The organism is Shigella sp. FC1567 (genome assembly GCF_001743015.1).
GTDB lineage: Bacteria > Pseudomonadota > Gammaproteobacteria > Enterobacterales > Enterobacteriaceae > Escherichia > Escherichia coli.
Map to the genome: position 1 here is coordinate 24,003 of NZ_MIIV01000502.1, position 20,246 is coordinate 44,248.

Here is a 20,246-nt window from a genome sequence, read left to right on the forward strand (position 1 = left end):
TTGTTATCCCGAATCTTAGTGAGAGAGATAGTTTTTAAATGCTTCGGTTTGCGGCTCGGTAAAGCAGCTCGCGTCGCCTTGTTCTACGATATGACCATTTTCCATATACACCACTCGGCTGGCGGTTTTACGCGCCACTTCAACTTCGTGGGTGACGATCACCTGGGTAATATTCGTTTCTGCCAGCTCACGAATGATGCTGACGATTTGTGCCGTAATTTCCGGGTCCAGTGCGGCGGTCGGTTCATCGAACAGCAGTACCTGCGGTTCCATCATCAACGCACGGGCAATAGCAACACGCTGCTGCTGACCACCAGAAAGATGCAGCGGGTAACGATCGCTATAAGGTTTGAGACGCAGACGTTCCAGCAGTTTTTCTGCACGGGCCAGCGCCTGATCTTTACTCAACCCCAGTACACGGCAGGGCGCTTCAATCAGGTTTTGCTGCACGGTCAGATGCGGCCACAGGTTGTATTGCTGAAACACCATGCCAACGTTACGACGCAAATCGCGAATCGCTTTGTCAGAGGGGGTTTTGGTGAAATCGAAATGGTTGCCTGCAATGTTGAGCGTACCGGAGCGCGGCATCTCAAGCAGATTGAGTACACGCAGCAGCGAGCTTTTACCCGCGCCGCTGGGGCCAAGTAACACCAGCGTTTCGCCCTGTGGGCAATCCAGCGTGATATCGAACAGCGCCTGATGCGCGCCGTAGAAGCAATTAATGCCGTTTAATTGAATACTCATTGACACTCGTATACTGGCAGTCTGATAGCTATTGAGGTCGAAGATAGTACCTTTGACAGAATAATTATGCAATATTTCTGCTTTAAAAGTTAAAAGCAAAGCGCATTATTCAATAAACATAGCACAAAATAACGGGGGCGGTGGTCGGCGAGCATAAATGTCGCATTCCTCACGAAATGCCGGACAATTTACGGGGTTTATTGGTTGATCAAGGCGTTAGCGATTCTCGATGGACTGACGGAGCGTACCCGCCGTGGCATGAACGCTGCCGCCTAAGTAGCGTACATCGTCGATCACCCAACACTGGCCTTCCTGAATCATTAACACTTCATCCTGCCAGCTCTGATCACCCTGTTTTAGATCCACACGCAGAGGAATATTTCGCGCATCACGATTCGGGATTGTTGAGGCACTGGCAACACGGGCGCTCTCTGGCAAGGTTGTGCGACTGGAGAATGGATCGTTGGTCAGTAGTTCCCGATGGTTATTATCCCGGGAGGCATCGCTAAGCAGTGTCGCCAGTTTGTCGCTCAGATAAGGGCGCAAGGCGGTGATGTCGTTGCTGCGGTGCAAAATGCGGTAGTCATAAAATTGCTGGGCCACGTTACCCGGGCCTCCTTCAACGCAAGGACCACTGCGTGTGCCGTTATCTTTATAAGCTGGAGTGACTGTGGTGCAGGCACTGAGGAGCAGTGCGCAGGGGATAAGCATTGTCAATTTGCTGTAGCGCATAATGATTTCCTTATAAGCGATCGCTCTGAAAGCGTTCTACGATAATAATGATATCCTTTCAATAATAGCGTATCAGTCTGATAATGCTTTTGAGATCGAAGGCTTAGCAAACAAGGAGATCGATCATGCAATTTTCTACAACCCCAACTCTGGAAGGCCAGACCATCGTTGAATATTGCGGTGTGGTGACCGGCGAAGCGATTTTAGGTGCCAATATTTTCCGTGATTTCTTTGCCGGTATCCGCGATATCGTTGGCGGACGTTCCGGTGCGTATGAAAAAGAACTGCGTAAAGCACGGGAGATCGCCTTTGAGGAATTAGGCTCCCAGGCGCGGGCGCTGGGGGCCGATGCCGTCGTCGGTATTGATATCGACTACGAAACGGTCGGGCAAAACGGCAGTATGCTGATGGTTAGCGTCAGCGGTACGGCGGTGAAAACGCGTCGATGAGAAGAGTCTTCTGGCTGGTCGCTGCCGCTCTGTTATTGGCAGGGTGTGCAGGCGAAAAAGGCATTGTCGAGAAAGAGGGATATCAGCTTGATACCCGACGCCAGGCGCAGGCGGCGTATCCGCGCATTAAAGTGCTGGTGATCCACTACACCGCAGATGATTTTGATAGCTCGCTGGCGACACTGACCGATAAGCAGGTCAGCTCGCATTATCTGGTCCCTGCGGTACCACCGCGATACAACGGTAAACCGCGCATCTGGCAACTGGTGCCGGAACAAGAACTGGCCTGGCATGCGGGGATTAGCGCCTGGCGCGGGGCAACGCGCCTTAACGACACCTCTATTGGCATTGAGCTGGAAAACCGTGGCTGGCAAAAATCGGCCGGAGTGAAATATTTTGCCCCGTTTGAACCGGCACAGATTCAGGCGCTTATTCCACTGGCGAAAGATATTATTGCCCGTTATCACATCAAGCCGGAAAACGTAGTGGCACATGCGGATATCGCACCGCAGCGCAAAGACGATCCGGGGCCATTATTTCCCTGGCAGCAACTGGCGCAGCAGGGGATTGGTGCCTGGCCGGATGCGCAGCGGGTTAACTTTTACCTTGCCGGGCGCGCGCCGCACACACCGGTAGATACCGCGTCATTGCTGGAGCTTTTGGCGCGCTACGGTTATGACGTTAAACCTGATATGACACCGCGCGAGCAGCGGCGCGTGATTATGGCATTCCAGATGCATTTCCGCCCGACGTTATATAACGGCGAAGCGGATGCAGAAACTCAGGCGATTGCCGAAGCATTGCTGGAGAAATACGGGCAGGATTAGCGCGGCAGTTTTCCGTGGTCGCGTAGCCAGGCGGCAGTTTTCTCGATACCTTCATCCAGGGTGATGACCGGCTGATAACCTAACTCTTCCTGCGCACGCGTAATATCCAGCGTAAAGTCAAAATTCAACTTGGAGACGCCGTAGTGGGTCAGCGGCGGCTCTTTTGCTGACTTGCGGAAACGCTCCATGCTGCGGGCGATCATATCCAGCATCGGGTAGGGGACGGAACGAATACGACAGTCAATATTCAACTCGTCGATCAGCTTCTGCACGATGCTGCACAGTGTGCGATGCTCGCCGTTGGTGATGTTGTACACACGCCCGGAAGGTAGCTTATCGCAGGCTTCCTGGCTTGCCAGCCACATTGCGTGCACGGCATTTTCATAGTAGGTCATATCGACCAGCGCACTGCCGCCATGCGGTAACAGAATACTGCCGTAGTGGTGCATCATATGCGCCAGACGGGGAATAAAGACTTTATCGTGCGGTCCGAACAGACTTTGTGGGCGCAGAATAGTAAAGCGCGTTTGTGGATTCGCCTGCGAAAACATATTGATCACTTCTTCGCTGGCTGCTTTGCTGCGGGCAAACTCGTTGGCGAAGCGGTGAGGGCGAAAATCTTCTTTAATATCGCGATGGTGGTGATAATCGAAGTACAGGGAGGGGGAAGAGATATGAATAAAGTTACGCACACCCCAGGCGACAGCCCATTCACCCAGGCGGCGAGTGGCGCGAACGTTAGCCAGATCGAAAGCCTGTTGTGTCCCCCAGGGTGAGGTAAAGCTGGAGCAGTGCCACAGCGTATCAATGCCCGCGAGCATCACTTTAGCTTGTGATGAAACCAGCTCGGTCAGATCCGCCGGAACAAACTCTGCGCCCATTTTTTCCAGCAATTTGCCCATTGCCTCGTTGCGACCGGTCGCTCGCACGCTGATGCCTTTCTGGCATAAAAACTCTACCGCGTTTCGACCTAAGCCGCTGGTGGCGCCGGTAACCAGTACCTTCATATCAATCCACTGTTGTTGAGAAAATAACGTGCGCATTCTTCCGTGATTTCCCCCATGATGCAATGGGAAACATGAAAGAATAACGCAGGTTTTGTCGATTAATCTGTGCTTTGTTCTGCCAGTCTGGCGATTTGTTTTGCCATTCCGCGAAAAATAAACAGATGCGCGGGGATCATCAATAACCAGTAAAACAGCCCCGGCATACCGTGCGGATGCCAGAAAGCGCGGACATCGATAGTACGATAGTCGCCTTTATCTTCCAGGCTAAAACACAGTCGTCCCAGCCCCGGCGCTTTCATGCCAAATAACAACGTAAGTTGTTTTTCCGGTTCAACGACAATCACTTTCCAGCTATCTACCGCATCGCCAGTCTGTAAATATTCGCGCTCCGGGCGGCCTTTCGCCAGCTTATGACCGATCGCGCGGTCCATCAACGCCCGTGTCTGCCACAAAATATTGCCAAAGAAATAACGCTCTTTACCGCCGATTTGGTTCACTACCTGCCATAAAGCAGCAAGGCTGGCGGACGTTTTAACGGTAAACCCCGCCTGTTTGGCAAAATAACCGTACTCCGGTCGCCAGCGGGCAAAGGCCTGAGCGTCGTAGCCCCAGTCGCTGGAGTTGACCAGTTTTTCCTCCTCTTTCAACGTGCTACGTACTGCGTCATCGAAAGCGATCAGCCGTTGTGGGATGAGTGCACGTAGCGCGGTATCATCCGCCAGCAGATCGTGTTTCAGCCCCTGAATCAACGCCCTGGCGGTGGTGGGCGGTACGGAAGTAATCACATTGAGAAACCACACCGAAATCCAGCGGGTGGGGAGGGGGATGGGGATCAACCAGCGGCGCTTGCCGCTCACCGCCATAAAATGTTCAAACTGTTGCTGATAACTGAGCACCTCTGGTCCGGCGGCTTCGAAGATGCGGTGTTCGCTGGCCGGATGATCTAACAACGCCACCAGATAGTGCAGCAAGTTTTCCAGCGCGATGGGCGTGGTGCGTGAACGTACCCAGCGTGGCGGCGTTAACACTGGCAGGTTGTAGACCATATCGCGCATGACTTCGAACGCCGCTGAACCTGCGCCAACGATAATTCCGGCTCGAAGTTCGGTCACAGGTACATTCGCTTCACGAAGAATGTCCGCCGTAGCCTGACGAGCACGCAGATGATCCGACTGCTCATGTGGCGGGGCCTGCAACGAACTGAGAAAGATTAATTGCTTAACTGGTACTTCACGTAGCGCATCGCGGACGTTGAGAGCCACCTGGCGCTCCTGAGCGATAAAATCGCCGCCTTCGCCCATGCTGTGCACCAGAAAATAGACGGTATCGATATCCTGCAACAGGGCCGGAAGGTTATCCGGCCAGCTGAGATCGACTTTATGGCAACTGACGTTTGCCAGTTGCAGCTTTGCAAGCCTGTCGACATGACGTGCCGCCGCCAGGATCTGATGCCCTTGCTGGCTGAGTGTGCGCACCAGATGCTGACCAATGTAGCCACTGGCACCGAGAACTAAAATGCGTTGCGGCACGTCTCTCTCCTTAACGCGCCAGGAATGCGCGCCAGTGGGCGGCGACTTCCGCCAGTTGTTCGCGCGAGACGTCAAGATGCGTCACCAGGCGGACAATCGGCGAGGCGTTAATCAGCACGTTTCTCACTTTCATGTATTCGCCTAACGCGGCAGCATTTTCTTCCCCGACGCGAACAAACAGCATATTAGTGTCCTGACGCATCACATCCGCGCCTGCTTCACGCAGTTGCTCCGCCATCCAGGCGGCGTTGTCGTGATCTTCCTGCAACCGTGCGACGTTATTTTTCAGGGCATACATCCCGGCGGCAGCCAGAATCCCGGACTGACGCATCCCGCCACCGGCCATTTTCCGCCAGCGGATGGCACGTTTAATGTAATCACGATTACCGACGAGTAATGAACCGACAGGCGTCCCAAGACCTTTCGACAGGCAAATGGTGAACGAATCACAATATTGCGTGATCTCTTTCAGTTCGCAGCCGTAAGCCACCACGGCATTAAAGATGCGCGCACCGTCAACATGCAGCGCCAGATTGCGCTCGCGGGTAAATTCCCATGCTTCTTTCAGGTATTCACGCGGCAGCACTTTGCCGTTGTGGGTGTTTTCCAGACTGAGTAATTTGGTGCGGGCGAAATGGATATCGTCGGGTTTGATTTTCATCGCCACTTTATCCAGCGGTAGCGTGCCGTCGGCTGCCGCGTCGATGGGTTGCGGCTGAATACTGCCCAGCACCGCTGCGCCACCGGCTTCAAACAGATAGTTATGCGCGGCCTGACCGACAATATACTCTTCGCCACGTTCGCAGTGACTGAGCAGAGCGACCAGGTTGGCCTGAGTGCCGGTAGGCAGAAAAATGGCGGCTTCTTTACCGGAAAGCTCTGCTGCATAGTCCTGCAGAGCATTAACGGTAGGGTCGTCTCCGTAAACGTCGTCCCCAACCGGGGCGGCCATCATCGCTTCGAGCATGGCGCGGCTCGGTCGGGTAACGGTATCACTGCGTAAATCAATCATGGCATGTCCTTATTATGACGGGAAATGCCACCCTTTTTACCTTAGCCAGTTCGTTTTCGCCAGTTCGATCACTTCATCGCCGCGTCCGCTGATGATTGCGCGCAACATATACAAGCTAAATCCTTTGGCCTGTTCGAGTTTGATCTGCGGTGGAATGGCTAACTCTTCTTTGGCGACCACCACATCCACCAGCACCGGACCGTCGATGGAGAAGGCGCGTTGCAGGGCTTCATCAACTTCAGACGCTTTTTCTACACGGATACCCGTAATGCCGCACGCTTCGGCAATGCGGGCAAAGTTTGTGTCGTGTAGTTCGGTGCCGTCAGTCAAATAGCCACCAGCTTTCATCTCCATCGCCACAAAGCCCAGCACGCTGTTGTTAAAGACGACAATTTTCACTGGCAGTTTCATCTGCACTACTGAGAGGAAATCGCCCATCAACATGCTAAAACCGCCATCGCCGCACATGGCGACCACCTGACGTTCTGGCTCTGTCGCCTGCGCACCCAGCGCCTGCGGCATGGCGTTAGCCATCGAACCGTGGTTAAACGAACCTAACAGGCGACGCTTGCCGTTCATTTTTAGATAACGTGCCGCCCACACCGTTGGCGTACCAACGTCACAGGTGAAAATAGCGTCATCGGCGGCAAAATGACTAATTTGCTGCGCCAGATATTGCGGGTGAATGGCTTTCTCGCTCGGTTTAGCTAAATCGTCCAGCCCTTTGCGGGCGTCGCGGTAATCTTCCAGCGCTTTATCCAGAAACTTGCGATCGGCTTTTTCTTCCACCAATGGAAGCAATGCACGCAGAGTCGACTTGATATCGCCGACCAGTGCCATATCCACCTTGCTGTGAGCGCCGATGCTGGCTGGGTTGATATCAATCTGAATGATTTTGGCATCGGTCGGGTAGAAGGCGCGGTAGGGAAATTGCGTGCCGAGTAGCACTAACGTGTCGGCGTTCATCATGGTATGGAAACCTGACGAGAAGCCGATTAACCCGGTCATTCCAACATCATACGGATTATCGTATTCGACATGTTCTTTACCGCGCAGGGCATGAACAATAGGCGCTTTAATTTTCCCGGCAAACTCAACTAACTCTTTATGCGCCCCCGCGCAGCCGCTGCCACACATCAGGGCGATATTGCTGGAATAACGCAGCAGTTGCGCCAGTTTGCGTAACTCTTCTTCTTCCGGCGTCACGACTGGTTGTGGCGCATGATACCAGTGCGTGGTTGCCCCTTCTGGCGCAGGTTTTAACGCCACGTCGCCTGGTAACACGACAACCGAAACGCCACGGTTAAGCACCGCTTTGCGCATGGCAATCGCCAGTACTTGTGGGATCTGCTCCGGGCTGGAAACCAGCTCGCAATAGTGACTACATTCGCGGAATAGCTCTTGTGGGTGGGTTTCCTGGAAATAGCCGCTGCCAATTTCGCTGGAGGGAATATGAGCGGCAATCGCCAGTACCGGAACGTGATTGCGGTGGCAATCAAACAGGCCGTTGATTAAGTGCAGGTTGCCGGGGCCGCACGATCCGGCGCAGACCGCCAGTTCTCCGCTAAGTTGTGCTTCAGCGCCAGCGGCAAAGGCCGCCACTTCTTCGTGGCGGGTGGACATCCACTCGATGGTGCCCATGCGATTAAGACTGTCACTAAGACCATTCAGAGAGTCGCCTGTGACTCCCCAGATGCGTTTCACCCCTGCCGATTCGAGTGTTTTGGCGATATAAGCTGCAACCGTTTGTTTCATGGTTCTCCATCTCCTGAATGTGATAACGGTAACAAGTTTAGTTCATCTGACGGAGGGGGAAGGGATGGGAGAGAAAGGAGGCACTAACGGTTAAATAGCCCGATGAAAGGAATATCATCGGGCATAAGGCGATTATGCGAGAACCAAATCCCCCTGCGGATGGCAGGAGCAGGCCAGTACGTAACCTTCAGCGATTTCGGCGTCGGTCAGCGTCATTGTACTGCTCACCGTATATTCACCGGAAACCACTTTTGTCTTACAGCAGCCGCAAACACCCGCACGGCAGGCAGCGACAACCGGAACGTTATTGCTTTCCAGCGCCTCCAGTAGCGTGGTGCCAACCGGGGCGTAAAATTCTCGTGCCGGTTGCAGTTTGGTGAATTTCAGACCGCTGGTCGCCGCTTTTGCTACTGGGGTGAAGAATTTCTCTTTAAAGAAACGCGTCACGCCGAGCGCTTTCACTTCCTGCTCTACCCAATCCATATACGGAGCCGGGCCGCAGGTCATCACGGTACGTGAAGCTAAGTCAGGTACACCTGCCAGCAGTTCTCGAGTGAGACGACCAGCGATAAAGCCTTCGGTAACGTTATTTTCTGCCACCAGCGTTACCGGATAGTTACGCCACTCATCGGCGAAAATAACATCCTGCGGCGTATGCACGTTGTAGATCACCCGCACATCGGCCTGTGGACGGTTCTTCGCAAGCCAGCGACGCATCGACATAATCGGCGTGACGCCGCAGCCTGCCGCCAGCAACAGGAATTTATCTTCTGCTTTATCGTCGCAGGTAAATTCCCCCATCGCGTCCGAAAGCCAGAGATAATCACCGCGTTTTACATCGCGCGTCAGCCACTGGGAGCCGACACCGTCATCAATCCGCCGCACGGTCAGGGTGATATATTCACTCACGCCTGGCGTGGAGGAAATGGTGTAAGCACGCAGCGTTTCCGCTGAGTTTCGCACGCTGACCAGTGCATATTGCCCGGCGCGATATGGGTAGTAATCGTGGCAAATCAGGGAAATCGTCCACACATCCGGCGTTTCTTGCGTAATGTGATGAACCTGCATCCGCCACGGGCATTGATTCGTTGGCATCGTCATCGACAAACTCCTTACGCGCTCAACAGTTGCTTCATGTCTTCTTCAACAGTGGTGATAGAACGCAGGCCGAATTTCTCGTTCAGCACCGCCAGCAGGTCTGGTGTCAGGAAACCAGGTGCAGTCGGGCCGGTGACGATATTTTTCACGCCCAGAGAAAGCAGCGTCAGCAGAATGACGATCGCTTTCTGTTCAAACCAGGAGAGCACCAGCGACAGCGGCAGATCGTTCACACCACAGCCCAGTTTCTCTGCCAGAGTGACAGCCAGAATAATCGCTGAGTAAGCATCGTTACATTGACCTGCATCTACCAGACGCGGCAGACCTTCGATATCGCCAAACTCAAGTTTGTTAAAGCGATATTTACCACAGGCGAGGGTCAGGATCAGGCAGTCATCCGGCACGATGGTGGCGAAATCGGTGAAGTAGTGGCGCTCGCCGCGTGCGCCGTCACAGCCACCAAGCAGGAAGATATGACGCAGTTTTTCACGGCTCACCAGATCAATCAGCGTATCAGCAGCGCCAAGCAGCGTCTGGCGACCAAAACCCACGGTGATAAGGTGCGGAATTTCGCTGTACGGGAAGCCTGCCATCTGTTGCGCCTGGGTGATAACCGCAGAGAAATCATCACCGTCCAGATGACGCACGCCAGGCCAGCCAACAATGCTGCGGGTCCAGATACGATCGTCATAAGCGCTTACGGTTGGGTCGATGATGCAGTTCGAGGTCATCACGATGGGGCCAGGGAAACGAGCGAACTCCACTTGCTGATTCTGCCAGCCGCTGCCGTAGTTACCGACCAGATGCTTGAATTTACGCAGCTCCGGGTAGCCATGCGCAGGCAGCATTTCGCCGTGGGTGTAGACATTAACGCCCGTGCCTTCGGTCTGTTCCAGCAGGTTGTAGAGATCTTTGAGATCGTGACCGGAAATCAGAATGCATTTACCCGCCGTCGCTTTGACGTTGACCTGGGTTGGCGTCGGGTGACCGTATTTACCGGTTTCGCCTGCATCCAGAATGCTCATCACTTTGAAGTTCATCTGGCCGATTTCCATTGAACACTCAAGAAGCGCGTTCATATCGGCAGGCCAGGTCCCCAGCCACGCCATGATTTTATGGTACTGGGCATAAATATCGTTGTCGTATTGACCGAGAACATGCGCGTGTTCCATATAGGCCGCCGCACCTTTCAGGCCATACAGGCACAGCAGACGCAGGCCGAGAATGTTTTCGCCAATCGCCGCTTTATCTTTGTTAGGGGTAAATTCTGCTGCCTGACGTTGCAGCTCGCCGAGATCATCGCTCACCAGTTGCAGGTCAGCCATCGGGTTATCGACGCGCGCGTGGCATCTACAGCCAGGCATTGTGCTTTCAGCGCCTCGCGCAAGGCAATCGCTTCACGAGCGTAGCCGACAATACGCGGAGAATCGAAGTTAACGTTGGTCAGGGTTGAGAAAAAGGCACGTGGCGCGAAGCTGTCAACATCGTGGTTGATGATGCCGTATTCACGCGCTTTTACCGCCCAGGCAGAAAGCCCTTGCAGCGCCGCGATGAGTAAATCCTGAAGGTCAGAAGTTTCCGCCGTTTTACCACACATCCCCTGCGCGTATGAGCAGCCGTTTCCTGCCGGAGTACGGATAGTTTGTTCACATTGCACACAAAACATGATCACACCTTTTAAAGTTATATTTAATATACATGTTTAAGGTTAAGACGCTTAACGCGGGGATAAAAGGGATTTTTCATGCAACTTTAAGGGAGATTGATTTAGCGCAATTTTGGCGGCAGGGATCTACCGCCAGAGAGGTATTACGCAGAGAAAAAGGCGATGAGGATCGGCACTAACAGGCTAAGAATAAAACCGTGAACAATTGCCGCCGGGACCATATCCAGCCCGCCAGTACGTTGAAGAACGGGCAGGGTGAAATCCATTGATGTGGCACCGCATAAGCCCAGTGCAGTAGAGCGGCTGCGGCGAATCAGCCCAGGGATCAACATAATAGCAATCAGTTCACGGGCCAGATCATTAAAAAACGCCGCGCTCCCGATTACCGGACCAAAAGATTCGGTCAATAAAATACCGGAAAGAGAATACCAGCCGAAACCGGAGGCCATTGCCAGCGCGGTATTGATGGGGAGATCAAGAATAAAGGCGTTAATTAAACCACCAATTAATGAACTGACAACCACCACCACGGCGACAATCATTCCCCGGCGATTAAGGACAATCTGCTTTAAGGTCATGCCATTATTGCGCAACTGAATACCAACGAGGAAAAGTAGCAAAATTAACGTGTATTCACTGGCTTCGGTCGCGTGTTGTAAGAAAGCCAGTCCACTCAGACCAATGGCAAAACCAATCACTACTACGCCGCACAGTTTTAGCGACTCCAGCGCCATCGCAATACGCGACGGGAGTTTTTCTTGCTGATGGTGGTTGCGCCACGGCAGGCCTCGCTCCAGCCACATCAGGGCGGCAATATTACACAGTAAAATAACGGTAATACTGACGGCAGAATAATGCAGAATCGCCAACAGGTTACTGGCGAGGTTATCGAGAAACGCCAGACTGATACCCATAAAAAAGAGAATAAGGTAAACCATCCAGCTTAATAGCTGATTAATAACTTTTAACGCAGCTTGTTGGCGAAGCGGAATGAGGTAACCCACAATCAGGGGAACCAGAATGATTAACAGCCCAGAAAACATGAAAACCCAGTCCTTGCAAAGATGAAGTCGAAATGCGCGATGACACACTACTGAAAGCGGAAGGACGAGTAAAGTTGCAATTAAAAGGAAATGTTATGCATAAGGAGCAGTAGAGTATTCGTTTTCATTTAAAGATATTCTTGCGCTTTAATTACAAACTGCACCGATGTTGGTGGCGTCAAAATCGCCGAGGCGTTCCCTGAAGGCCGGGGCAGCCCACATGGATGTGGGCTGAGGGCGCGTTTTACAGGGATGTTACCTCGCGCCCGACCCGGTAGCCGTAAGGGATAAGTCGAGGGCACCGCGCAGCGGCGATTTTGTTCGCCAGAGCCCGGGGGGGCAGGGGGCGGCGGCGATTGGCCGCCCCCTGCGCGCTCCTTGCGCCAGTGGCAATATGTGGCTTAGCTCATGAAAGGAGCGCAACAAGATGATGAATCAACATATAACAACATCTTAAAAAAAGCCTGACATTACGCTAGGCCTTCTGCGTTAATTAATCACGCTTTTCCAGCAGGGTCCGGTAAATCAGACCACCGATAATGCCGCCGACAATTGGCACCACCCAGAAGAACCACAGTTGTTCTAATGCCCAGCCGCCCTGGAAGATAGCAACCGCGGTGCTGCGCGCCGGGTTAACAGAAGTGTTAGTCACCGGAATACTAATTAAGTGAATCAGGGTTAAGGCCAGACCAATAGCGATCGGCGCAAAACCTGCCGGCGCGAATTTGGCGGTTGCGCCGTGGATCACCAACAGGAAACCTGCACTCAATACCAGTTCAACTACCAGCGCGGAAAGCATGGAATAACCGCCTGGTGAATGCTCGCCATAACCGTTAGAAGCAAAACCGCTGGCTGCCGCGTCAAAACCCGTTTTACCACTGGCAATTAAATACAGCAGCGCCGCTGCAACAATACCGCCGACAACCTGGGCAATTACGTAGCCAACGACTTCTTTTGCCGGAAAACGTCCGCCAGCCCATAAACCAATAGTGACCGCCGGGTTAAAATGACCACCAGAAATATGACCAACAGCAAAGGCCATCGTCAGAACGGTCAGACCGAACGCCAACGCCACGCCGGCAAAACCAATGCCTAATTCCGGGAAGCCTGCGGCCAGTACAGCACTACCACAGCCACCAAAAACAAGCCAGAAAGTACCAAAACATTCAGCTGCTAATTTTCTGAACATATCCACCTCAATTAAAAATTGACCCTGTGAAAAATATGGTCGTTTTATAGGGTCGTCGTAAAAAAATGACGACGGAAATAATGCGCGGCTATTTTAAAAACGAAGGCGAGTCATTCACCAGATAAATAAATCCAGTAAATTTGATTTAGGGCAACAGCGGGTTGCCCCATATAGTCATTTGTCTGATTGACAGTGTAGTGCACGCAAAAGATTTAATCCTTTAGGCGTAATAAAAAATAATATATCATGCTAATTATTTGATTTTGTTGTTTTTGCAGACTTATCAGCAAGAGGGAGTATAACGCGATTATTCGCTCATTTTTCAGACATTTGCCATGCTTAAATGTGATGTCATCACGTATTAGCAAGGCCTTTCCCGTTATACTGCCAGCGTAAAGGATAAGTCACATATTTCTGGAGGGGATATGATTCTTGAGCGCGTTGAAATTGTGGGTTTTCGCGGTATCAACCGTTTGTCGTTGATGCTGGAACAAAACAACGTCCTGATTGGGGAGAACGCGTGGGGTAAATCCAGCTTGCTGGACGCCTTAACCCTGCTGCTATCGCCAGAATCAGATCTCTACCATTTTGAGCGCGACGATTTCTGGTTCCCGCCGGGAGATATCAACGGGCGAGAACATCATCTGCATATTATTTTGACCTTCCGCGAATCGCTGCCAGGCCGACATCGGGTTCGCCGTTATCGGCCGCTGGAAGCGTGCTGGACGCCATGCACCGATGGCTATCACCGTATTTTTTATCGTCTGGAAGGGGAGAGTGCGGAAGACGGCAGCGTGATGACACTGCGCAGTTTTCTCGATAAAGACGGACATCCGATTGATGTCGAGGATATTAACGATCAGGCACGCCATCTGGTGCGTTTAATGCCGGTGCTGCGCTTGCGTGATGCCCGTTTTATGCGCCGTATTCGTAACGGCACGGTGCCAAATGTCCCTAATGTGGAAGTCACCGCGCGCCAGCTCGATTTCCTCGCCCGTGAGTTATCCTCACATCCGCAAAATCTCTCTGATGGGCAGATTCGTCAGGGACTTTCCGCAATGGTACAGCTGCTTGAGCATTATTTCTCTGAGCAGGGGGCCGGACAGGCGCGATATCGTTTAATGCGGCGGCGGGCCAGCAATGAGCAACGAAGCTGGCGCTATCTGGACATCATCAACCGGATGATTGACCGACCTGGAGGGCGCTCGTATCGGGTTATTTTGCTCGGCCTGTTTGCTACTTTATTGCAGGCAAAAGGCACATTGAGACTGGATAAAGACGCGCGTCCATTGTTGCTGATCGAAGATCCAGAAACCCGTTTACACCCCATTATGCTTTCAGTTGCCTGGCATCTGTTGAATCTTCTGCCATTGCAGCGCATTGCCACCACCAACTCGGGTGAGTTGCTTTCGTTAACGCCGGTAGAGCATGTTTGCCGACTGGTACGTGAGTCCTCGCGCGTTGCCGCCTGGCGTCTGGGGCCGAGTGGCTTGAGTACCGAAGATAGCCGACGCATATCCTTTCACATTCGTTTTAACCGTCCGTCATCGCTGTTTGCACGCTGCTGGTTGCTGGTGGAAGGGGAAACGGAAACCTGGGTTATCAATGAACTGGCGCGTCAGTGCGGACATCATTTTGATGCCGAAGGGATCAAGGTCATTGAGTTTGCCCAGTCCGGGCTAAAGCCACTGGTTAAATTTGCCCGCCGAATGGGGATTGAATGGCATGTACTGGTCGATGGCGATGAAGCAGGGAAGAAATATGCCGCTACGGTACGCAGCCTGTTGAATAACGATCGGGAAGCCGAACGAGAACATTTAACGGCGTTACCGGCGCTGGATATGGAACATTTTATGTATCGCCAGGGATTTTCCGATGTGTTCCACCGCGTGGCGCAAATCCCGGAAAATGTACCGATGAATCTACGCAAAATTATCTCGAAAGCGATCCATCGCTCTTCCAAACCCGATCTTGCCATTGAAGTGGCAATAGAGGCAGGACGTCGTGGTGTGGACTCCGTACCGACGCTGCTGAAAAAAATGTTCTCACGCGTGCTGTGGCTGGCGCGCGGTCGCGCGGATTAACCGCGAAACATCGTGGCCATTTGTGGCTGAATAGCGTCGAGCATCTCATAGCGCCGACGGTATTCAGCCCGTTTTTTACTGGCGATTTCGGCAATCTCTTTTCGTGCTATCTGTGCTGGAAGGCGGTAATGGCGTTCAGCATCACATACGCCGCCAACCGATTCCCAGAAAGCGTTGTAATCAGCGTGGATCTTGCCTTCTTTATCGCGATAACGCAGGCTGCGGTAAATATGCGTTTCATTGCTGACGGCAATAATCTGCTCTACCTGCAAACGTTGGGCAAACAGACAGGCCGCTTCCATCACGAGGCGTTTGGGAAATAGCCCGTGGCAGGCTTTCGTCGCATTCTGGATTTCCTGATGTGGAATTTCCCATTTTGCGCCTTGCAGTCCGCCAATAAACATCGTTCTTTTCCCCTGATATTCACACAGGGTAAACGTGATCTCTGCCAGAGGAATACCTTCGCTGTTGCGAAACAGGATTGTGCTGTCACCTTCTTTATCCATTGAGATCATCATGGTCAGCTTAAGCGTGAACTGCTCGCCGTTTTTGCCTTCCAGCTTCGCCAGTTGCAGCCCGGGGGTATTCAAATATAAGCTGAATTCTTCCGCCGACATACATCCGCGGAGTAACGCATAATGGTAACGTAACGCCTCCAGCAATTGCTTACGGCTAAGATTCGCCGCAAGGTAAGGGCGATGCAGACGCACAGGCAGTCGCGGCTGGCGCGTTAACAACACATTGAGATTAGGCCAGTGGGAAAGTTCGTTCATCCACTCAACGCTTAAACGCGGCATAATCAACGAGCGCAGCAAAAATTTCTGGCGAAAACTACGGCGATGCCAGAATTTACCCGGCCGACACTGTCCACGTGCCAGACTAAGAAAAAGTGACAGGCTGCTGAGAGATTCAGATGGCGTAAAGGTCCGTTCAGTTAGCTGCGACATATTCATGAAATCATTGGTTATACATGACGTCGATTTCACCATTGCGTATCTTAACCAAACATCAATAGTGTGATTACTAACGTAAATTTTAGGGTTTTGTTGATATTTCGTTGAAGTTAATGACCCGGATTGGCATATGGAGTATTCAGAATATTTATGAAAAAGCGGAAAACCGTGAAGAAGCGTTACGTTATTGCGCTGGTGATAGTCATCGCCGGACTGATTACGTTATGGAGAATTCTTAACGCACCCGTGCCGACTTATCAGACACTGATTGTGCGCCCCGGTGATTTACAGCAAAGCGTGCTGGCGACCGGAAAGCTGGACGCGCTGCGTAAGGTTGATGTGGGCGCGCAGGTCAGCGGTCAGTTGAAAACTCTGTCGGTGGCGATTGGCGATAAAGTAAAAAAAGACCAGCTTTTAGGGGTTATTGATCCTGAACAGGCTGAAAACCAGATTAAGGAGGTCGAAGCAACGCTGATGGAGCTACGTGCGCAGCGGCAGCAGGCGGAAGCGGAGCTGAAACTGGCGCGGGTGACGTATTCCCGTCAGCAACGTCTGGCACAAACGCAGGCGGTTTCACAGCAGGATCTCGACACCGCCGCGACGGAGATGGCTGTGAAACAGGCGCAAATTGGCACCATTGACGCGGAAATCAAGCGCAATCAGGCTTCTCTCGATACGGCTAAAACCAATCTCGATTACACTCGCATCGTTGCCCCGATGGCCGGGGAAGTCACGCAAATCACCACTCTGCAAGGCCAGACGGTGATTGCCGCACAACAAGCACCGAACATTCTGACGCTGGCAGATATGAGCACCATGCTGGTAAAAGCGCAGGTTTCTGAAGCGGATGTAATCCACCTGAAGCCGGGGCAAAAAGCTTGGTTTACGGTGCTTGGCGATCCACTGACGCGCTACGAGGGGCAAATCAAGGATGTACTACCGACGCCGGAAAAGGTTAACGACGCTATTTTCTATTACGCCCGTTTTGAAGTCCCCAACCCCAATGGTTTGCTGCGGCTGGATATGACTGCGCAAGTGCATATTCAGCTCACCGATGTGAAAAATGTGCTGACGATCCCTCTGTCGGCGTTAGGCGATCCGGTTGGCGATAATCGTTATAAAGTCAAATTGTTGCGTAATGGTGAAACACGCGAGCGTGAAGTGACGATTGGCGCACGTAACGATACCGATGTTGAGATTGTCAAAGGGCTGGAAGCGGGCGATGAAGTGGTGATTGGTGAGGCCAAACCAGGAGCTGCACAATGACGCCTTTGCTCGAATTAAAGGATATTCGTCGCAGCTATCCTGCCGGTGATGAGCAGGTTGAGGTGCTGAAGGGCATCACCCTCGATATTTATGCCGGTGAGATGGTAGCGATTGTTGGCGCTTCAGGTTCCGGTAAATCGACCCTGATGAATATTCTCGGCTGTCTGGATAAGGCCACCAGCGGCACCTATCGCGTCGCCGGTCAGGATGTTGCCACACTGGACGCCGATGCGCTGGCGCAACTGCGCCGCGAGCATTTCGGCTTTATTTTCCAGCGTTACCATTTACTTTCGCATTTAACCGCCGAGCAGAACGTTGAAGTACCCGCCGTCTATGCCGGTCTTGAGCGGAAACAGCGGCTGCTTCGCGCCCAGGAGTTACTGCAACGACTGGGGCTGGAAGACCGTACAGAGTATTATCCGGCACAGCTTTCGGGTGGTCAGCAACAGCGCGTCAGCATCGCGCGGGCATTGATGAACGGCGGTCAGGTAATTCTTGCCGATGAACCAACCGGCGCACTGGACAGCCATTCTGGCGAAGAGGTGATGGCGATCCTGCATCAGCTGCGCGATCGCGGGCATATGGTGATTATCGTCACCCACGATCCGCAGGTCGCTGCTCAGGCCGAGCGGGTGATCGAAATTCGCGACGGCGAAATTGTGCGCAATCCTCCCGCCATTGAAAAAGTGAATGTTGCTGGCGGGACGGAGCCTGTTGTCAACACGGTGTCTGGCTGGCGGCAGTTTGTCAGCGGTTTTAACGAGGCGCTGACGATGGCATGGCGGGCGCTGGCAGCGAATAAAATGCGTACTTTACTGACCATGCTGGGGATTATTATCGGTATTGCGTCGGTGGTTTCCATTGTCGTGGTGGGTGACGCCGCCAAACAAATGGTGCTGGCGGATATTCGTTCTATTGGTACGAATACTATTGATGTCTATCCCGGGAAAGATTTTGGCGATGACGATCCGCAATATCAGCAGGCGCTGAAGTACGACGACTTAATCGCCATCCAAAAACAACCGTGGGTCGCCTCAGCCACACCTGCCGTCTCGCAAAACCTGCGCCTGCGTTATAACAATGTTGATGTTGCTGCCAGTGCCAATGGCGTGAGCGGCGATTATTTTAATGTCTATGGCATGACCTTCAGTGAAGGAAACACCTTTAATCAGGAGCAGCTGAACGGTCGTGCGCAGGTCGTGGTTCTCGACAGTAATACTCGCCGCCAGCTTTTCCCCCATAAAGCAGATGTGGTTGGCGAGGTGATTCTGGTCGGCAATATGCCCGCCAGAGTCATTGGTGTGGCGGAAGAAAAACAGTCGATGTTTGGTAGCAGTAAAGTGCTGCGTGTCTGGCTACCTTACAGCACGATGTCCGGGCGAGTTATGGGCCAGTCGTGGCTGAACTCCATTACTGTCAGGGTAAAAGAAGGATTTGACAGCGCCGAGGCGGAACAGCAACTCACGCGTTTACTTTCACTGCGCCACGGAAAGAAGGATTTCTTTACCTGGAACATGGACGGCGTCTTGAAAACTGTTGAAAAGACCACACGTACTTTACAACTGTTTCTGACGCTGGTGGCGGTGATTTCGCTGGTGGTGGGCGGTATTGGTGTAATGAATATTATGCTGGTGTCAGTGACCGAGCGGACGCGGGAAATTGGCATTCGCATGGCTGTAGGTGCGCGAGCAAGCGATGTTTTGCAACAGTTCCTGATCGAAGCCGTACTGGTTTGCTTGGTCGGTGGCGCGTTGGGAATAACGCTGTCACTGTTAATTGCTTTCACCTTGCAGCTTTTCTTACCCGGCTGGGAGATTGGTTTTTCACCGTTGGCACTGCTGCTGGCGTTTCTCTGCTCGACGGCCACCGGGATTTTATTTGGATGGTTACCCGCACGAAATGCGGCACGACTGGATCCAGTAGATGCTCTGGTACGAGAGTAATTTTTGAGATAAAAATGCCAGCCGATCGGGCTGGCATTTTGCCTTTAGGATGTACACAATGAGACAGAAGAGCTATGCGACTGCCGCTTCTACTTCGACGGGCACAATAACACTGGCGTGATTGCCTTTTGGCCCCTGGTGGACATCAAACTGAACGGATTGTCCAGCTTTTAGCGTTCTGTAACCATCCATCTGAATGGTGGAATAATGAGCGAAAATATCTTCGCCGCCGCCTTCAGGGCAGATGAAACCAAACCCTTTGGCATTGTTGAACCACTTAACAGTACCCTTTTCCATGCTTCGACATCCTTCGCAAATCTTATACAAGTAAGATGGAATAAACCGGGGTCAGAGAGGGGGCTGTTCAAAACCTCGCCAACTCTAGAAATACAATTTAGAGAATTAGGGCGAGCCGTCAAGCGTTTGACAGGGGCCAGGGGGCAGGTATGAATCAAAAATTTGAAGCAGTTAACGCTATTGACAGGAATGTGACAGATGTCGCTGATGCCAACGATAGATGATAGTTATCTATCATGTGGAGTAGATTGGTCAGGCAAATAAGCTCTTGTCAGCGGCAGGGCGTTCTGCCGATAACCGTAACCGAAGATGATAACTGACAATGGGTAAAACGAACGACTGGCTGGACTTTGATCAACTGGCGGAAGAAAAAGTTCGCGACGCGCTAAAACCGCCATCTATGTATAAAGTGATATTAGTCAATGATGATTACACTCCGATGGAGTTTGTTATTGACGTGTTACAAAAATTCTTTTCTTATGATGTAGAACGTGCAACGCAATTGATGCTCGCTGTTCACTACCAGGGGAAGGCCATTTGCGGAGTCTTTACCGCCGAGGTTGCAGAAACCAAAGTGGCGATGGTGAACAAGTACGCGAGGGAGAATGAGCATCCATTGCTGTGTACGCTAGAAAAAGCCTGAATGCAGGCA

18 protein-coding genes and 1 pseudogene are annotated in these 20,246 nt (G+C 52.3%); 7 read left to right on the plus strand and 12 right to left on the minus strand.

The window, feature by feature from the left end; all coding sequences use genetic code 11:
- Positions 1 to 15 precede the first annotated feature (15 nt).
- Both artP and BHE85_RS21405 read right to left on the minus strand, forming a co-directional pair.
- Complete coding sequence (gene artP, locus BHE85_RS21400; protein WP_000027205.1) at positions 16 to 744, minus strand: arginine ABC transporter ATP-binding protein ArtP; 729 nt, start codon at positions 742 to 744, stop codon at positions 16 to 18.
- Positions 745 to 960: 216 nt separating this feature from the next.
- On the minus strand, positions 961 to 1,476 hold the full coding sequence (locus BHE85_RS21405; RefSeq protein ID WP_001270744.1) for a lipoprotein: 516 nt from the start codon (positions 1,474 to 1,476) through the stop codon (positions 961 to 963).
- Positions 1,477 to 1,601: 125 nt separating this feature from the next.
- Here BHE85_RS21405 and BHE85_RS21410 point away from each other — a divergent pair, with 125 nt between their 5' ends.
- Complete coding sequence (locus tag BHE85_RS21410; RefSeq protein WP_001160737.1) at positions 1,602 to 1,925, plus strand: heavy metal-binding domain-containing protein; 324 nt, start codon at positions 1,602 to 1,604, stop codon at positions 1,923 to 1,925.
- On the plus strand, positions 1,922 to 2,752 hold the full coding sequence (gene amiD, locus BHE85_RS21415) for an N-acetylmuramoyl-L-alanine amidase AmiD (RefSeq protein WP_001255167.1): 831 nt from the start codon (positions 1,922 to 1,924) through the stop codon (positions 2,750 to 2,752). Before BHE85_RS21410 ends, amiD begins: the two co-directional genes overlap by 4 nt.
- Here the strand turns inward: amiD and BHE85_RS21420 are convergent.
- From BHE85_RS21420 to aqpZ, 8 genes and pseudogenes are all read right to left on the minus strand, one after another.
- Positions 2,749 to 3,759: an NAD-dependent epimerase/dehydratase family protein gene (locus tag BHE85_RS21420; RefSeq protein ID WP_004982202.1), complete on the minus strand. Its 1,011-nt coding sequence runs from the start codon at positions 3,757 to 3,759 to the stop codon at positions 2,749 to 2,751. The two genes, amiD and BHE85_RS21420, sit on opposite strands and share 4 nt — an antisense overlap.
- 98 nt (positions 3,760 to 3,857) lie before the next feature.
- A complete protein-coding gene (locus BHE85_RS21425; RefSeq protein ID WP_001136554.1) occupies positions 3,858 to 5,288 on the minus strand; it encodes an SDR family oxidoreductase in 1,431 nt (476 codons plus the stop codon).
- Between the two features lie 10 nt (positions 5,289 to 5,298).
- Complete coding sequence (ltaE, locus tag BHE85_RS21430; RefSeq protein ID WP_000566373.1) at positions 5,299 to 6,300, minus strand: low-specificity L-threonine aldolase; 1,002 nt, start codon at positions 6,298 to 6,300, stop codon at positions 5,299 to 5,301.
- Positions 6,301 to 6,336: 36 nt separating this feature from the next.
- Positions 6,337 to 8,055 carry a ubiquinone-dependent pyruvate dehydrogenase gene (poxB, locus tag BHE85_RS21435; protein WP_000815362.1) on the minus strand — a complete coding sequence of 573 codons (1,719 nt, stop codon included), beginning with the start codon at positions 8,053 to 8,055 and terminating at the stop codon, positions 6,337 to 6,339.
- A 132-nt stretch (positions 8,056 to 8,187) separates the two neighbouring features.
- Positions 8,188 to 9,156 (minus strand): NADH oxidoreductase, encoded by a 969-nt coding sequence (hcr, locus tag BHE85_RS21440; RefSeq protein WP_000178675.1) that lies wholly within the window; start codon positions 9,154 to 9,156, stop codon positions 8,188 to 8,190.
- Positions 9,157 to 9,167: 11 nt separating this feature from the next.
- A pseudogene (hcp, locus tag BHE85_RS21445) lies at positions 9,168 to 10,819 on the minus strand (hydroxylamine reductase).
- 143 nt (positions 10,820 to 10,962) lie between these two features.
- A complete protein-coding gene (lysO, locus tag BHE85_RS21450; RefSeq protein WP_000491142.1) occupies positions 10,963 to 11,862 on the minus strand; it encodes an L-lysine exporter LysO in 900 nt (299 codons plus the stop codon).
- A gap of 493 nt (positions 11,863 to 12,355) precedes the next feature.
- Positions 12,356 to 13,051: an aquaporin Z gene (gene aqpZ / locus BHE85_RS21455; RefSeq protein WP_004982384.1), complete on the minus strand. Its 696-nt coding sequence runs from the start codon at positions 13,049 to 13,051 to the stop codon at positions 12,356 to 12,358.
- A 425-nt stretch (positions 13,052 to 13,476) separates the two neighbouring features.
- Here aqpZ and BHE85_RS21460 point away from each other — a divergent pair, with 425 nt between their 5' ends.
- A complete protein-coding gene (locus BHE85_RS21460) occupies positions 13,477 to 15,135 on the plus strand; it encodes an ATP-dependent endonuclease (protein WP_000599805.1) in 1,659 nt (552 codons plus the stop codon).
- Here BHE85_RS21460 and BHE85_RS21465 read toward each other — a convergent pair.
- The gene (locus tag BHE85_RS21465) at positions 15,132 to 16,088 is read right to left on the minus strand and encodes a VirK/YbjX family protein (RefSeq protein ID WP_005112899.1); all 957 of its coding nucleotides are present in this window, start codon (positions 16,086 to 16,088) and stop codon (positions 15,132 to 15,134) included. The genes BHE85_RS21460 and BHE85_RS21465 overlap by 4 nt on opposite strands.
- A 150-nt stretch (positions 16,089 to 16,238) precedes the next feature.
- Between BHE85_RS21465 and macA the strand changes: the two genes are divergently transcribed.
- Together macA and macB are read left to right on the plus strand one after the other, a co-directional pair.
- Positions 16,239 to 17,354 (plus strand): macrolide transporter subunit MacA, encoded by a 1,116-nt coding sequence (macA, locus tag BHE85_RS21470; protein ID WP_000746450.1) that lies wholly within the window; start codon positions 16,239 to 16,241, stop codon positions 17,352 to 17,354.
- Positions 17,351 to 19,297, plus strand: coding sequence for a macrolide ABC transporter ATP-binding protein/permease MacB (gene macB / locus BHE85_RS21475; RefSeq protein WP_000188170.1), 1,947 nt, complete (start codon positions 17,351 to 17,353; stop codon positions 19,295 to 19,297). The genes macA and macB overlap by 4 nt, the downstream gene beginning before the upstream one ends.
- 72 nt (positions 19,298 to 19,369) lie before the next feature.
- Here the strand turns inward: macB and cspD are convergent, their stop codons facing one another.
- On the minus strand, positions 19,370 to 19,594 hold the full coding sequence (cspD, locus tag BHE85_RS21480; RefSeq protein ID WP_000410785.1) for a cold shock-like protein CspD: 225 nt from the start codon (positions 19,592 to 19,594) through the stop codon (positions 19,370 to 19,372).
- A 149-nt stretch (positions 19,595 to 19,743) separates the two neighbouring features.
- On the opposite strand from cspD, the gene yljB reads away from it, so the two are divergent.
- Both yljB and clpS read left to right on the plus strand, forming a co-directional pair.
- Positions 19,744 to 19,818 (plus strand): protein YljB, encoded by a 75-nt coding sequence (gene yljB / locus BHE85_RS27865; RefSeq protein ID WP_001406719.1) that lies wholly within the window; start codon positions 19,744 to 19,746, stop codon positions 19,816 to 19,818.
- Positions 19,819 to 19,916: 98 nt separating this feature from the next.
- Positions 19,917 to 20,237, plus strand: coding sequence for an ATP-dependent Clp protease adapter ClpS (clpS, locus tag BHE85_RS21485; protein ID WP_000520781.1), 321 nt, complete (start codon positions 19,917 to 19,919; stop codon positions 20,235 to 20,237).
- The last annotated feature ends 9 nt before the right edge of the window (positions 20,238 to 20,246 follow it).

Bases quoted from the DNA above. Each gene is read 5' to 3' on its own strand.
- poxB (WP_000815362.1), bottom strand. From the start codon at position 8,055: ATGAAACAAACGGTTGCAGCTTATATCGCCAAAACACTCGAATCGGCA.
- macA (WP_000746450.1), top strand. From the start codon at position 16,239: ATGAAAAAGCGGAAAACCGTGAAGAAGCGTTACGTTATTGCGCTGGTG.
- BHE85_RS21410 (WP_001160737.1), top strand. From the start codon at position 1,602: ATGCAATTTTCTACAACCCCAACTCTGGAAGGCCAGACCATCGTTGAA.
- clpS (WP_000520781.1), top strand. From the start codon at position 19,917: ATGGGTAAAACGAACGACTGGCTGGACTTTGATCAACTGGCGGAAGAA.
- amiD (WP_001255167.1), top strand. From the start codon at position 1,922: ATGAGAAGAGTCTTCTGGCTGGTCGCTGCCGCTCTGTTATTGGCAGGG.
- artP (WP_000027205.1), bottom strand. From the start codon at position 744: ATGAGTATTCAATTAAACGGCATTAATTGCTTCTACGGCGCGCATCAG.
- aqpZ (WP_004982384.1), bottom strand. From the start codon at position 13,051: ATGTTCAGAAAATTAGCAGCTGAATGTTTTGGTACTTTCTGGCTTGTT.
- BHE85_RS21405 (WP_001270744.1), bottom strand. From the start codon at position 1,476: ATGCGCTACAGCAAATTGACAATGCTTATCCCCTGCGCACTGCTCCTC.
- cspD (WP_000410785.1), bottom strand. From the start codon at position 19,594: ATGGAAAAGGGTACTGTTAAGTGGTTCAACAATGCCAAAGGGTTTGGT.
- ltaE (WP_000566373.1), bottom strand. From the start codon at position 6,300: ATGATTGATTTACGCAGTGATACCGTTACCCGACCGAGCCGCGCCATG.
- BHE85_RS21465 (WP_005112899.1), bottom strand. From the start codon at position 16,088: ATGAATATGTCGCAGCTAACTGAACGGACCTTTACGCCATCTGAATCT.
- macB (WP_000188170.1), top strand. From the start codon at position 17,351: ATGACGCCTTTGCTCGAATTAAAGGATATTCGTCGCAGCTATCCTGCC.
- hcr (WP_000178675.1), bottom strand. From the start codon at position 9,156: ATGACGATGCCAACGAATCAATGCCCGTGGCGGATGCAGGTTCATCAC.
- lysO (WP_000491142.1), bottom strand. From the start codon at position 11,862: ATGTTTTCTGGGCTGTTAATCATTCTGGTTCCCCTGATTGTGGGTTAC.
- BHE85_RS21420 (WP_004982202.1), bottom strand. From the start codon at position 3,759: ATGAAGGTACTGGTTACCGGCGCCACCAGCGGCTTAGGTCGAAACGCG.
- BHE85_RS21460 (WP_000599805.1), top strand. From the start codon at position 13,477: ATGATTCTTGAGCGCGTTGAAATTGTGGGTTTTCGCGGTATCAACCGT.